Annotated in this window: 10 protein-coding genes; 7 read left to right on the forward strand and 3 right to left on the reverse strand. The window is 42.4% G+C overall.

Features of this window, described 5'->3' with window-relative positions; translation table 11 throughout:
• Positions 1-192: hypothetical protein (locus tag FET73_RS15140; RefSeq protein WP_218944313.1), on the forward strand; the 192-nt coding region annotated here is incomplete at its 5' end.
• Positions 193-245: 53 nt separating this feature from the next.
• On the opposite strand, the gene FET73_RS10605 is transcribed toward FET73_RS15140, so the two are convergent.
• Positions 246-4,193: a DEAD/DEAH box helicase gene (locus FET73_RS10605; protein WP_154223934.1), complete on the reverse strand. Its 3,948-nt coding sequence runs from the start codon at positions 4,191-4,193 to the stop codon at positions 246-248.
• Positions 4,194-4,281: 88 nt separating this feature from the next.
• Here FET73_RS10605 and FET73_RS10610 point away from each other — a divergent pair, with 88 nt between their 5' ends.
• The 5 genes from FET73_RS10610 (at position 4,282) to FET73_RS10630 (ending at position 10,564) form a co-directional block, all read left to right on the forward strand.
• Positions 4,282-4,770: a c-type cytochrome gene (locus tag FET73_RS10610; protein ID WP_154223935.1), complete on the forward strand. Its 489-nt coding sequence runs from the start codon at positions 4,282-4,284 to the stop codon at positions 4,768-4,770.
• Between the two features lie 141 nt (positions 4,771-4,911).
• Positions 4,912-6,243 carry a hypothetical protein gene (locus FET73_RS10615; protein WP_154223936.1) on the forward strand — a complete coding sequence of 444 codons (1,332 nt, stop codon included), beginning with the start codon at positions 4,912-4,914 and terminating at the stop codon, positions 6,241-6,243.
• 6 nt (positions 6,244-6,249) lie between these two features.
• A complete protein-coding gene (locus FET73_RS10620) occupies positions 6,250-7,662 on the forward strand; it encodes a hypothetical protein (RefSeq protein ID WP_154223937.1) in 1,413 nt (470 codons plus the stop codon).
• Positions 7,663-7,800: 138 nt separating this feature from the next.
• On the forward strand, positions 7,801-9,120 hold the full coding sequence (locus FET73_RS10625) for a hypothetical protein (protein ID WP_154223938.1): 1,320 nt from the start codon (positions 7,801-7,803) through the stop codon (positions 9,118-9,120).
• A gap of 1 nt (position 9,121) precedes the next feature.
• Positions 9,122-10,564 (forward strand): hypothetical protein, encoded by a 1,443-nt coding sequence (locus tag FET73_RS10630; RefSeq protein ID WP_154223939.1) that lies wholly within the window; start codon positions 9,122-9,124, stop codon positions 10,562-10,564.
• A gap of 99 nt (positions 10,565-10,663) precedes the next feature.
• Here the strand turns inward: FET73_RS10630 and FET73_RS10635 are convergent, their stop codons facing one another.
• A complete protein-coding gene (locus FET73_RS10635) occupies positions 10,664-11,656 on the reverse strand; it encodes a branched-chain amino acid aminotransferase (protein ID WP_154223940.1) in 993 nt (330 codons plus the stop codon).
• Positions 11,657-11,801: 145 nt separating this feature from the next.
• On the opposite strand from FET73_RS10635, the gene FET73_RS15145 reads away from it, so the two are divergent.
• Complete coding sequence (locus FET73_RS15145) at positions 11,802-14,009, forward strand: mechanosensitive ion channel domain-containing protein (RefSeq protein WP_218944314.1); 2,208 nt, start codon at positions 11,802-11,804, stop codon at positions 14,007-14,009.
• A 33-nt stretch (positions 14,010-14,042) separates the two neighbouring features.
• On the opposite strand, the gene panD is transcribed toward FET73_RS15145, so the two are convergent.
• The gene (gene panD, locus FET73_RS10645; protein WP_154223941.1) at positions 14,043-14,435 is read right to left on the reverse strand and encodes an aspartate 1-decarboxylase; all 393 of its coding nucleotides are present in this window, start codon (positions 14,433-14,435) and stop codon (positions 14,043-14,045) included.
• Between the last annotated feature and the right edge of the window lie 18 nt (positions 14,436-14,453).

Raw genomic sequence — 14,453 nt, forward strand, 5'->3', positions numbered from 1 at the left:
ACCGCTTTCAAAATCTTTTCCCTTCATCTCGAAGGGCTGCGTATTATCGCTTTATTTTCACCTTATGCAAGCGGTTTTTTCATCTTTTTGAAATTTAATTCAAAGCCAATCAAAAAACCTTTTAAACAGTCACTTTTCGTGACCACTGCCTCACAAGGTGTGCGAATTATAGACCCAAAAACTTTCTTGTAAACCCTTTTGTGACACTTTTATGAAATTAGTTTTATTGGATTAAATGCAAGCCCTTATGCAGCAACAGTTTCACTCTTTTTAATCAGCTCATAAGCTTCAGGCAAGGCATATTGCATGCCTTCCATTCCTTCAATGAATCGGCCAGCCAATAATTCGCCCCTGGCTTCCATGCGTTGCAATGACCTTATCGCTACCGACCATTTGATGGGCTGCTTTTCTCTTTGCCATATATCATAACTCAGTACACCATAACGGGAAAGCATCCAATCTATACATTGTTCATAGTCAAACCGACCATTCGGCAGCACACTCCATCGACCCATCATCTCTAAATAGCCATATGGATTCGGACTCCTTCGCATTGAACGTTTTGCTTTTTGTATTTGACGCGTTCGTTCTGCCGGCGATTTACTGAAGACACGCGCTGCCTGAAATCCATCAGTAGCTATCAAGCCGTGTTTTAACAAATGTATCAAACACTGCTCTATGGTGATCGGCAACAAACTTAACTGCACCTTTATGTCTCGAAAGAACAAAGCGCCTTTTGTTTTCAGCAACTCATAAACAAGACTTGCTTCTGGAGCCAATACCAACTTATCTTCATCCACTGCTACAAAAGCGGCATTTTCTACGTTTAAAAATGTCAATTTAGTTTTTTGTAATGAACTTGATGCCAATGTTGAGCTTATTGACTTAATCTCAGCCCGCTTCCATAAGTAAGCCCCACTTTGACATAATTGATCCAACATCAAACCATCATAATTGGCCACCCTGGACTGTAATATCTCTTCTTCCCATTCTGATGCTGTTGCTGCGAACCCTTGAAACATTTCCAACACTGCTTGCACGCCTTCTAAACCAACCAAAGGTTCGGTTTTGTATTGCCACACGCTAAGGAATTGTTCATAGGCTTCAATTGATATGGTTTTGACCAGTTGACGCTTCTGTCCCAAATGCGTTTTTCGCAAACGCGCCAATATATGCCGCTCAATCCAGTAGTCATCTTGAAATCGAAAAACCACACCTTGTTGTTCTAATGCCAACAGGGCTTGGTGCATTAAACTCGCCGCCACTGGTAATCGCTTCAATAGGTCTGCTTCCGTCAAAGCACCAAAGATTGACAAGCGGTTCATCACCAACTCTTTTAATGATGCTTCAAAAGCAGTGAGGCTGTCATTCGCTGCCGGCTTTTTGAATGGTTCAAAAGCATCTGGCCATACATTATATATATGTGTCTGCTGTGACAATGTAAAATAGGCCGTTTCACCATGAAATCTGATTGGCAACAATCGACCGGTTGCCAACATATCTTTAATAGTCAGTTGATGTTCTTTTAGTTCATCCGGCCACACCACGCCACAATAACTGATCCATTCATATAACTCATCAGTATCTCTGACTTGTGGCTGAATACTGAGGTTGAATCGCTCAATCTCTTTTGGGCTCAAAACCTGCGCCATAAATGAATCATTCAAACCTTGCGTATGAATCGCCAGCGTTCTTCGCTCCTCTGCCGGTGCCTCATCCAAAAAGGCAAAATTCCTCGCATTGATGATAGCCATAGAAGCAGGTGATGGCGTTTGGCTGTCAACAAAATGTAGATTAACTTCTTGTGACCTGATTTGAGACAACAATTCGGCCAAACCTTCAATGTCCATGATCCCTTGGGTACAATCCCAAAGCGTTTGCCATACCAGTGGATGGTCTGGTACCGTGCGATTACCTGCCAAGTTCTCAGCACAGGCAATTTGGTCTGGAAACACTTCTGCCACCAAGTTTTCTGCTGCATTGCGCTGAAATTGTGGTAACACACGCTTGCTACCATTGCGCCGTTTAACCGCCAAAGCCACTGAAGCGTTCCAACGCCACTGGGTAACAAAAAATGGCGTGTCCAATAATGCTTGAATCAACACGTCTTTAACCGTTTCTGGATTGAGGTAATCTTTGATGCTGGCCAATTCGAAACTGTGGGTAGAGCTCAATGACAATATCAAAGCATCTTCGATAGCCGCTGCCTGTAACTCAAAATTGAATTGCTTACAAAATCGTTTGCGCAATGCCAATCCCCAAGCCCGATTTAAACGTGAACCATAAACCGAATGCACCACCAAGTGCATGTCGTTATTTCCGTCAAAGAAACGCTCTACCACAATGTCAGATTGACTGGGCATGCGTGCCAATACATTCTGGGTATTTAATGCGTAATTGATTAATTGATCCACGCCACGTTCTGGAATGTGCATCGCTTTTACCAATTGACCTACTTTTGTTGCCGATTCATTGTGCGATTGAAGCTGTTGCCTCACCCTTGACACAGCCTCACTCAATGTATCGGATCGCCACATCGTGACACCAAACCAAAAGGGTATGTTAGGCGGCTGCCCATTGGCGTCCTCGACAAACACGGTTCCGGTGGTGACTTTAAGTATTTTGTAAGAATGATTTCCCAGTTGAAAAATATCACCCGGCAAACTTTCAAACGAAAAATCTTCATTCAAAGTGCCAATCTTGATGTCATCAGGTAGAAGCCTGACATCGTAATCAAACTGATCTGGTATCGTTCCACCATTCAAGACAGCAGTTAACATGCTGCTTTTGCGCGCCCGCACTTCATCAGTGACGGCATCAAAGAACACCAACGCCTTTTGAAAAGTCGCCCGTTTAGAAAAGCCATCGGCCAACATTTGAATCACTTGATAAAACTGTGACGACGTCATATTGCGATACAAATAGGCAGACTTAAACAAATGGTAAAGCTGTTTAACAGGCCAAGATTTACCGGCCACTTCTGCCACAATTTGTTGTGACAACACATCCAAAGGCTGATCAGGAAAAGCTATGTGCTCAAGTTCATCACCAGCTATGGCTTGCATCAATGCTTCAGCCTCAAGTAAATCATCAACGGTCAAAGGAAACAACAAGCCTTTCGGAGTGCGGTTCACACCATGACCTGAACGACCGACACGCTGTAAGAAAGCCTGAATGCTGCCCGGTGACCCTATTTGGCAAACCAAGTCCACATCTCCAATATCTATACCCAATTCCAAAGAGGCTGTAGCAACTATGGCCTTCAACTGGCCATTCTTCAATGCTGTTTCAGCTTCTAAGCGGTGCTTCTTAGCCAGCGAACCATGGTGTGCTGTGACCAAGCCATCACCTACTCGCTCGGCGAGGTGTTTGGCTGCCCGTTCTGAAAGCCTTCGGTTATTCACAAAAACAACAGTGGTCCGATGCGCATTAATCTCTTTTGCCAAAGCATCGTAAACTTCTGTCCACTGCTCATTAGACATGATAATTTCTAGTGGCGTTTCTGGAATGACGACCTGCAGCACCATATCTCGTTTGTGACCTAAGTCGATGATCGATGAAAATTCTGGGTGCAAAATATAATCACGCACTTTCTCTATGGGCCGTTGCGTTGCAGAAATGGCGATTCGTTGCGGCCTCTTCAAAGTCAATGCTTCCAAACGCATCAAACTCAATAGCAAATGTGCACCACGCTTGTTCGGCGCCAACGCATGAATTTCATCAATAATGACCGTTTCAATACCGCCCATCATGGCACGACCCGCCTTTGATGTGATGATGTTGTACAAAGATTCTGGGGTTGTAACGAGAATGTGCGGCGGTTTTTTCTTAATTTTCTCTCGCTGATAGGCCGTTGTATCACCCGTCCAGACTTCAGCCCTGATTTCACTGGCACTTGCTTTTTCGCTGAACAAGCTTTGAATTTCGGCCAATGGTTGTTGTAGATTAAGGTGTATGTCATTGCTTAATGCCTTAAGTGGCGAGACATAAATGACTTTTAAAACCTCAGTTTCTGGCTTGATAAACAAGCGGTTGATGGCCGAAAGAAATGCCGCCAAGGTCTTACCAGAACCCGTCGGCGCTGCAATCAAAACATCCTTTCCCGTGTCAATTTCACGCCACGCCGCCTTTTGAACTTCCGTTGGCTGTTCAAATTTTTGGTCAAACCATTGTTGTATGAGGTGATTAAACATTTGGCAAAGTAAAGCTTAACAATTATAATGCCCCGATTAGTGAGGCCTCAAAGGTCTCTGGGCATGACAAATTAACAAAGGATAATTCATGAGTGATCAAGATTCGATATTTTTTAGAAACTTTTCTATTCTACTGGCAGTACTGATTTTATTGACCATTATTTTGGCAGTTGGTGCCAGCATGTTTCAAGATAACTTGGTAGAAAACTTAAAAGACCGTGCCGATCGCTCAGGCATACAAGCTGACATTAAGCCTGCAGCTTCTGTGAATACTGACCCAAATGCCGTGGTTGAAGTGGCTGTAGCTCAAGTTGCACCATTTGACGGTTCGACAGACGGCGAAATGATTTACAACAATGTGTGTGCAGCATGTCATGGTACAGGTGCTGGTGGCGCTCCGAAATTAGAAGCTGCAGCTTGGGCCGGTCGTTTGGACAAAGGAAGCGACGCGGTATTGGCCAATGCCATCAATGGTTATACCGGCGATGCCGGCATGATGCCAGCCAAAGGTGGTCGTGCTGACTTAACTGATGAACAAGTTCAAGCAGCTGTTGAATTCATGACCAGCAGCTTATAAAGCCACACAAACAACTCATTAAAAAGGCGGTCAATGACCGCCTTTTTTGTGCCAATCGAATACCACTTACCCCCCCCTGGTTTAACAATTAAATAACGTTCCGGCAACTATAATTTCTGTTCATTTACCTACATACTCATCATGAAGTTCAAATTAACACTCACATTATTGCTGACATCATGCCTCAGCCATTCAGCCATGCTCAACAACAATGGTACTGGAGAATTTCATATCATCCCGCTTTATTCCACCAGTAACAATTTATATTCAACGGTAACCATTTCCCAAATACCAGTTGATGGCTGGCGTGGTACAGCTGTAAAAATTCACGTCAAACCCTCCCTCAACAGCGAACCTATACTCAGTTATAATGTTTATTTGACACCCAATGACAAATGGAGTTTTGCTGTGGGGAGTCAGACAGTCGGGGGTGTAAGAAAGTTAATTCATTCGTCATTTGACAACAGCTGTACGCCTGAATTTGAGGCTGTCGCTTGGGAGAATGGTGAAACAGATCGTGACATTTCGGACCTGACCTTTGGTTATATAGAGGTTATTGAGATGGGTCAATTTGAATTCAACGAATCTAATCCTGATGGTGTATTTCCCATAGTCGACTATTTAGGAAATTTTGATTGCCAAGATATAGACAACGCTTTTCAAACTGACGGCGTTTTTGATTCTGATTCAACCTACACTAACCATGGCCTACTGCCGGCAAACAACTCGCTGTCTGTAGAATCTTCCCTTATCAACGTGCCAGAAGGTGTGCAATACACCGTTCCTGTCACCACTTTTTCAAACTTTTTCCCTGACGATGAAGCTTTCCATACACGCCCTAATTCAAATCTACCCACATTGAATGAAGCCAAACCAGAGTCCTTGATATGGCTGGACGGAATGGCCACCAATTTAACTTTTGAAAATGGCATCGATGCCATCAATGCCTTGTTATTAAAGTCTAGTTTGAAGACACCATTCATCACATTTGATGGCATTGCTGCAGCAACAGGTATTAGCCTAACAATGCCAACCTGGGCCTTCAACGAAAACAGCAGTCAAGGCCCGTCTTGTGATGCACAACATACATATACCTTTAAAACACGTACGATTGACAGAGAGGGCAAGTCAAATCCAGACAACAGTTCAACTCACGCCCTGTGTGGTAACACAACCCTAATTAACCTAAAAACTGAGCGAAGCCTTTTTGGAGAAGTCAATGAGCAAGACATCAGTCCGTCTAACAATCATGAGGGTATATTCGCCATCGAATTCACTGATGTGATGACAATAACAGGAACTGACGAAGCCACCGATAAACAATACGCACTTTCTGGTCTGCCCGTGATTGGTGTCACATTCAACAAAGCCACCAATGCAAATGCTGCCCCTGGGTTATTGGCACAATATGGTGTATCTCAAGCCATAAACGGCCGGATGAACATTTCTGTAATAGATACTGACAAGGAGTAAAACCAAATGAAAAAAACAACCTTATTATTGGTCACGCTACTGATGTCACAAAAGCTTTTTGCTGTGAACATCAGTCAGACAGGACAAGGTGAATTTTTATTGATTCCTTACTACACTGTGAACAATCAATATAACACCACAGTCAATGTTTTTAATCATGACAACAAGGGCAAAGCAATTAAAATTCACATACGAGAAAGCATCAATGGAATTTCAGCGCTCAGTTACAATGTGTATTTGGCACCCGAAGACTCATGGACATTTGCCCTCGGGCTCACTACAGACAGTGTTTATCACCCAATATTTGGCTGGCAAGATCAAGACTTTAGCACTCTTGTTTCTTTTGACAATTCTTGTGCGCCTATACTGAATAAGGCTGGGCACAAATTTTCAGGTGAAGCTTTTCAAAATGTCAGTCATAATGACAATGTGCCATTAAATAATTTATTTAGAACCTCTGAAGGATTTATAGAGGTTGTTGAAATGGCCACCGTTGATCCAAATTCCGAGTTACACCAAATGTTACTGGAAAATCAAAATGGCTTATCCTCTGGCTGCCAGTCGATAGCAGATTTGTGGCAACAATCAGGTCCATGGCAATCTGACAGCAACCAATACCTACTTCCACCTACTGGTACACTGTCAGCTGAAGCCACTTTGATCAATACACCCGATGGCATTCAATTTCCGATGGAAGCAACAGTATTTGAAAACTTCTTTGAACATGGCCTGATTCATCATACAGTGCCTACCAGTCCCGAACCCACTTTAAACAACGGCTCTAAAATTGCTAATTTGAACAGTAATGGCCTGAACCGCACCCTAAAGTTTGAACACAGTGTTGACGCGATAAGTGCACTGTTAATGAAAAAAGGGTTTTCATCTCAATACACTGTGACAACAGCAAATGCCGCTGAAACAGATACTGCAATTACAATCCCAACCAAAAGATTTTATTTACAAAACACAAACCTGCCTCCCTTCTTGGGTGACGCTTACTCTGGCAATTTTATAAATCATGCTACTGACCGCAATGGATTATCTACTCCACCTGGTGGCAGCGTGATGATTCCACCTCCGCCGAGGCTAAAAGTATCTGGCACCACTGGTGTATTAAAAACACGTAATTTTCGAGATCGGAATTCAAAGGGGGTTTTACACAGCAAAAATTCAGATACTATTTCTCCAGTTATTAATAACCCCGGGCTTACGCAAAGTGGAATCCACAATTTGTATTTTGATACAAGCCCCATTGTGGCATTGGACATGCACTCAAACGAGACAATAGAAATTGAAGGTTCTCCCATTATCGGCACCACTTTTCAAAAAGCCACAAATGCCAATGCAGCACCTGGCAAACTGGCCCAATATGGTTACTCAACCCCGCTGAAAAACATTCTACCAGCGAAAATTGAATAATTAATTTAATACTTCGGTATAGGTGGTTTACTAACCGCCTTTTTTATGTCTATTGAATACCATTTACCCCCCCCTGGATTAACAATTAAATAACGTTCTGGCAACTATAATTTCTGTTCATTTACCTACATACTCATCATGAAGTTCAAATTAACACTCACATTATTGCTGACATCATGCCTCAGCCATTCAGCCATGCTCAATAACCACGGCAAAGGTTCATTTCACATCATTCCATTCTTCTCCACCGATGAAAATTTAAACACCCAAGTAACTATCAGCAATACAGCCCACGAAATTTCAGCCGTAAAAATACACATAAAAGAGTCACAGAATGGCCAAAGCCTTTTGAGTTACAATGTTTACTTAAGTCATTATGATACTTGGACTTTTGCCTTGGGAGATGTTATGACTGAAACAGGCAGCAAAACTGTCCATGCCAGTACTGATCGATCTTGCCCACCATTCATGACACCTGTAACTGAATCGAATCCTATCAGTGTAACCACTATCAATGATAGTCCAACACGATTAAAAAATGGATATATTGAAATAATAGAAATGAGTACAGCTGATTTGCAAAATACAAACAATTATGGTTACTTCCCATTCACAAATGAGGGAGAGGTACATAATTGCTCCACACCCGAGGCGCAGTTTAACCAAGGCGGCATATGGCACGGTGATGCCACTTATGTAAATGCTGCTATGAAACCACCAGAAGACTCCTTAATTGTTGAGGCGTCAATTATAAACGTCCCACAAGGTACTCAATACCCAATTCCAGTAACCACCTTCTCTGACTTCTTTGAAGCAGGCAAAAGTTATCATACGCGGCCAGATTCTCCACTTCCTACATTGGCTCAAGCCAAACCACAAGCTTCCTTGATGGTTGAAGGCAAACTCAAAACGTTAGACTTTGATACTGGACTTGAGGCCGTCCAAACGTTACTGCTTAAAAACAAACTTGAAACACCGTATTTTGTTTCTAGAAATGTGGCGGCATTAGGCAGCATCAGTTTATTGAACATGGCAGGATTATCAAGTAATCCAAGCTGTGACATTCTCATAAATGGAAAGTTTTATCACCGCAGCGGCTACAGCGACCCAAATGACCAGTTGCAAGACTCTCCATTTTGTAATGACTTGACTCTAATCAGCTTGAACAGCACCAACGGCTTATTCGATTCAACCAATCAAATCAACATTGATGGCAGTGGCTTAACTGCCAGTGAGGGCGTTTTTGAAATTAACTTTGATAACCACATTCAAATCACTGGTACAGATTCCATCACACAGCAACAATACTCCTTCTCTGGTTTGCCAATTGTAGGCATTGTTTTTAACCGTGCGACCAATGCCAATGCATCGCCGGGTTTATTAGCACAATATGGCTTGTCATTCCCGATTAAAGGTGAAGCCAATGTAACTACAATAGATAACAACGATGAGAAATAATATGAAAAGGTTAGCTATAACGTTGATTGTCTTGTTGGCAGCATTCCAATCATCAGCAGTGAATATCAGCTCAACAGGGAAAGGTGAATTTTTATTGATCCCTTATTACAACTTGACCAATGAATACAATGCCACTGTAAATGTATTCAATCATGATGACAAAGGTAAAGCCGTAAAGGTTCACATCAGAGAAGGCATTTCAGGCTTGTCTGTGCTCAGCTATAATATTTACCTAGCACCGAAAGATTCGTGGACTTTTGCACTAGGACCTGTCCTTTCTACCCATGTAGGACATGAAAACCAAAAATCAGGAACTCATGTTTCTTTTGATCGATCATGCGCACCTGGCTTAAACAAATCTGGTAAGGAATTCTCAGGAGTCCCCTTCAATGTACCAGAGGAGCGTATTCATGACATGTACAGAACCCGTGAAGGTTTCATAGAAATCATTGAAATGGCAACCATTGACCCAGAGTCAGAAATTCATGATCATTTAATTGCTGATGCTTCAGGCGAGCCTGCAGCTTGTCAGTCCATTGAAGATTTGTGGCAAACCAATGGATTATGGGCGATCGATGGTGAACAGGCGACATCTCATTTATTACCACCTACTGGTTCACTTTCTGCAAATGCAACACTAATTAATGTACCAGAAGGCATTCAATTCCCTGTTGAAAGCGTTGTGTTTTCAAACTTCTTTGATGACAATGTGATCTACCACACTGCACCAAATAGCAGTGAACCCACATTGAATAACGGCACAAAAGAAGCATCGATGGTTATTGACGGCGAGTTCTTGAACCTACTCTTTCAGAATGGAGAGGATGCCATCAGTGCATTGATTATGACAGGTTATTATGAATCACAGTTCAACTTAGAGTCAACAACAGCAGCTGCAACAGAAATAGGGTTAAGCTTTCCCACCAGGCGTTTTTACATCCTGTCTAACAGCTTTCTCCGACCTCCATTTCATGGTTCATCGGATCCTTTCAACAACCACGGAAGCCCTTGTTCATTAACAAATGGAGGAACAGAAGTGTCGGGGTCAAGCATTGACAGAAATGGGGATTTTATTCCGCCTGGCGCTGGCTACTGGATTCCTTATATACCTAAATTTGCCTGTGGATCAACAGCAACCCTGAGGCTAAGCCAAAACGGAGACAGTCCACCAAACCTCATTTTTTACAGTGAACATGCTGAAACTATTGGTGCCTACCTGCCTTTCAATTCTACAGGCAGTGGATATTTTATAGGCCGCATAGAGAACAGACCAATGTGGCAAGTCACTAATCAAGCCACTGGACAACCAGTGACTTTGCATGGCTCTCCAGTTATAGGCACAACTTTTCAAAAAGCAACTAATGCCAATGCAGCTCCAGGTCTTTTGGCTCAATATGGCTACTCAGCACCTGTCATTACATATCCCCCTCGTATAACCAATTAGTGATTTCTTCTGGCTCAGGAATAAACAACATAAAAAAGCGGTCAATGACCGCTTTTTTATGTTGTCTTGTTGTCCCGTCCCAAAATAGATTGGCAAGATTCACATGAGCTTTGTTGTCCAAGAATATTGATCATTAACCTGACCTGTTTGAATGCCTGTTAACTCCGCTTTCAGTTTCATGGCTTTTTCACCCACTTCACCATTGCCGACCAAAAGCTCTTTGCCTTGATACACCACACTGCCTACTGGTGATAAAACAGCTGCCGTTCCAGACAATAAAGCTTCAGATTCAGGTAACCAAGACAGCAGTTCTGCTACAGTAAAGTCCATTTCAGTGATTTTATAACCTTGGCTTGCTGCAATTTTCAACAATGAATCTCGCGTGATGCCCGGTAAGATTGAACCATCTAATTTTTTGGTGATGATTTCATTGCCTTTAATCAACATGAAATTCGCCGCACCTGTTTCTTGTACTTGACCGCCTGGGCAGAATAACACCTGATCGGCACCATGATCTGCTCGTGCTTGGGTAACCGAATGCAAGGAAGCGGCATAATTACCACCTGTTTTCACTTGACCAAATTTAGGCGTTGAACGCATGTTTTCATCATCTATCAACAACTTCAACGGCCTGTCACCACCCGCAAAATAATCCCCTACAGGTGAAGTGATCACATACAACAAAGCTTCATGCGAACCTCGACCAGCTGCACCAATATTCAATTCCGTTCCAATCAATGTCGGACGTATATACAAAGCACCAGGTAATTCAGGTATCTCATCTTTGACAGCTTTGACTGCATCAAAAATCATAGATTCTAGCAATTCAAATGACGGCACGGGCAAGCACAATGCATGCGCACTGTTTCTCAAACGTTCAATGTTGTCGGCATAACGAAACAAATGGATTGAACCGTCTGGCCAACGGTAAGCCTTTAATCCCTCGAAACAGGTACTTGAATAATGCAACACATGTGTTGCAGGGTGAAAACTGAAAGGCGCTATGCCTTTAACTTCTGGGTTAGCCCACTGACCATTTTCAAATTGGCACACTGCCATTTGTGAGGTAAATTCTTGTCCAAATTCTGCCATCAGATTTTGCCATTAATTAAAAGCCGCCTATTCTACCTGATGACAAGGTAATAAGCCTTGCTAATCAATGTTTAACTCTTCTATTCACTTTGAAGCCAAATTGCACAGTTGCAATTGATACTATAAACATGCTATTTTCATCGTTATGGCAAAACATATCACATCACACAGTATACAAGTGCTCTTAGTCTTTATTATGGCCGCCAGTTGTCATTCAGTGATGGCTCAAAGTCCATTAGATCTGATCACCACAGAAAAGCAAGCTGAACAATATACACCACCTGATGTCAACAAACTCACGTCTAACTGGTGGCAATCCGCCATTCAATCCGCACCTAAAGACCAACCCTATTTATACTTGAATAACTGGGGCCAATCTTTATTTTCAGAGCTAAAGCAAACCCCTAATAGCTTCAGCTTAGAGGACAGCCAAGCCATAACGCAATTTTATACCAACATCCAAGAGTTACAGAAGCGTGCTCAACAAAAACCCAAGCCCCCATCAATAAGTCTGGAAAATAAGCCACCACACACATTAACTCAAATTTACGAACGACTGAAAGAATTGAGACAACTTAAGCAGCTGTTACTCAATCACAAAGAAGCGGAAGATGATTTCATTAGCGAAGGCAGTCAAAACAGAGAACGCATTGATCGTTTGGTGATTGAATATGGCGCACTGGCTGTTAACGACACCGAGCGTGTGAGCATTGGTTTGTTATGGATGGCTTATCGTTCATGGTTGGCTTTGAATCAACTTCAAGCCCAACAAGCCAATGACTTTAAACAAGCAACCGAAAAAAACATTCAAGCTTTAGAAAAGCACATCAACCAAATAAAGTCCGGACTCAAACCCAATATGGACTCCATTGACGGTTTAGAAAGGCAAATTCAAATCAATTTAACCGCTCTGGAGCAAAATCAAAAAACCGTATTACAAGGTAACTTGGCTTTTGCCCAGTCACAAAAAAATGCCAGTTTCAGTGGACTTGAGACAGACATTAACCGTTTGGACTTGGTTCAAGACATCATGTCACAAAGGCGATTAGAGCTGGCATTGGCTCGTGATCGTACACACATCACATGGATTGAGTTTAACTTGAGTGATGATAATGAAAAAACAAAAGCCATCAACGCAAGAATTGAAGAAAACCAAACTTTAATAGAAAACACCAACAAACAACTCACGCAATGGCAACTCTTGGCGCAACAAATGTTACTTTCGCCAGCGGCTCACTTGTTGTCCGATGATGATGAAAAACAAGCTTTTGCAAAACGCACCAACATGGCCCAAAATGTTTTGCTAGACCTAGATGAAATTTATTGGCAAAAAGACAAAGTGACTTTTTTACAGTCTTTGTTAACTGAAACTAAAATGGGAACTCAATCGGGCTTCTCTTTGTGGTGGTCTGAACTGAAAAACCTGAGTACCTCAACATTTTCTACAGTTTCAGAAATCATTAACAAACCCCTATTCCGAATCAATGACACCCCCATCACACTGCGTCCTTTGTTGCAAATACCGGTGATCATTTTAATCGGTTTCATACTCTCTAAGCTGGTGAGGGTGTTTCTTAATCGCATAGAATCCAGAAAAGATTCAGATGATGCGCCTCTGTTCTTTATGTTGAACAAAATCATTCACTACATCATCGTGATTGCCATTGTTCTGGCTTGTTTCACCACCTTAGGTATAAACCTGTCGAACTTGACCTTAATTGCCGGTGCGCTTTCTGTGGGTATTGGTTTTGGTTTACAAAACATAGTCAGCAACTTTGTTTCAGGCCTGACCATCATGTTTGAACGCAGTTTGAAAGTCGGTGATTACATAGAATTAGAAAGTGGTATCACAGGTTCGGTCAAAGAAATCAATGCCAGAAGCACACGCATCAATACCAACGACAACATAGATGTCGTGATCCCGAATTCAGACTTGGTGACCAATCAAATCATCAACTGGACGCTGCGAGATTCCATCAAAAGAGTCAAAATTCCTTTTGGTGTTGCTTACGGCACTGACAAAGATTTGGTCAGAAAAGCCGCGATAGAAGCGGCTGAAAAAGTGCCTTTTACATTGACCAACATGAAGGGCAAAGAGCCTGAAGTATGGATGAAAGGTTTTGGTGACAACAGCCTTGACTTCATCCTGCTTGTTTGGGTTTCAAAATACGGTGTCAGACGACCCAACCGCATAAAAGCTTCTTTCCTTTGGGAATTAGACAATGCTTTTAACAAGTATGAAATAGAAGTACCCTTTCCACAGCGCGTATTACACCACCCCAAAGACAAGGCACAAGGTGACAAGAGCGAAGACCAAAACGAAGACAAGGCCACTTTGGTAAAAGGCGACTGACTTAAAATGTCAGTCGCTTAAGGTCTCTTGCCATCAGGCTGCGTGTTCTAAGTTTTCCTTTTTATGGGTTTCCGCATTTTTCAAGCTGCTGATGTTGTTTTGGCTGTCGACAAAAACCAAATTGGGTTGGTGTGTTTTGGCCTCTTCTGCATCCATAGAAGCATAGGCTGCTAAAATCACTAAATCACCCGGTTGATTGTGACGTGCGGCGGCACCATTCAAGCAGATTTCACCTTTACCTCCTTCAATCACATAAGTGGTCAATCGCGAACCACAGTTGCAATTCAGTACGTCAATTTGTTGGTTGATTAACAAGCCTGCTGCTTTGATTAAGTCTGGACAAATTGAGATGGAACCTTCGTAGTTCAAATTGGCATCTGTGACTGTGGCACGGTGTATTTTGCTGTGTAACATGGTTAAGTTCATGGTTTTTCTCACTTCAGT

Origin of the sequence: Marinicella rhabdoformis (assembly GCF_009671245.1) — a bacterium.
Lineage (GTDB): Bacteria > Pseudomonadota > Gammaproteobacteria > Xanthomonadales > Marinicellaceae > Marinicella > Marinicella rhabdoformis.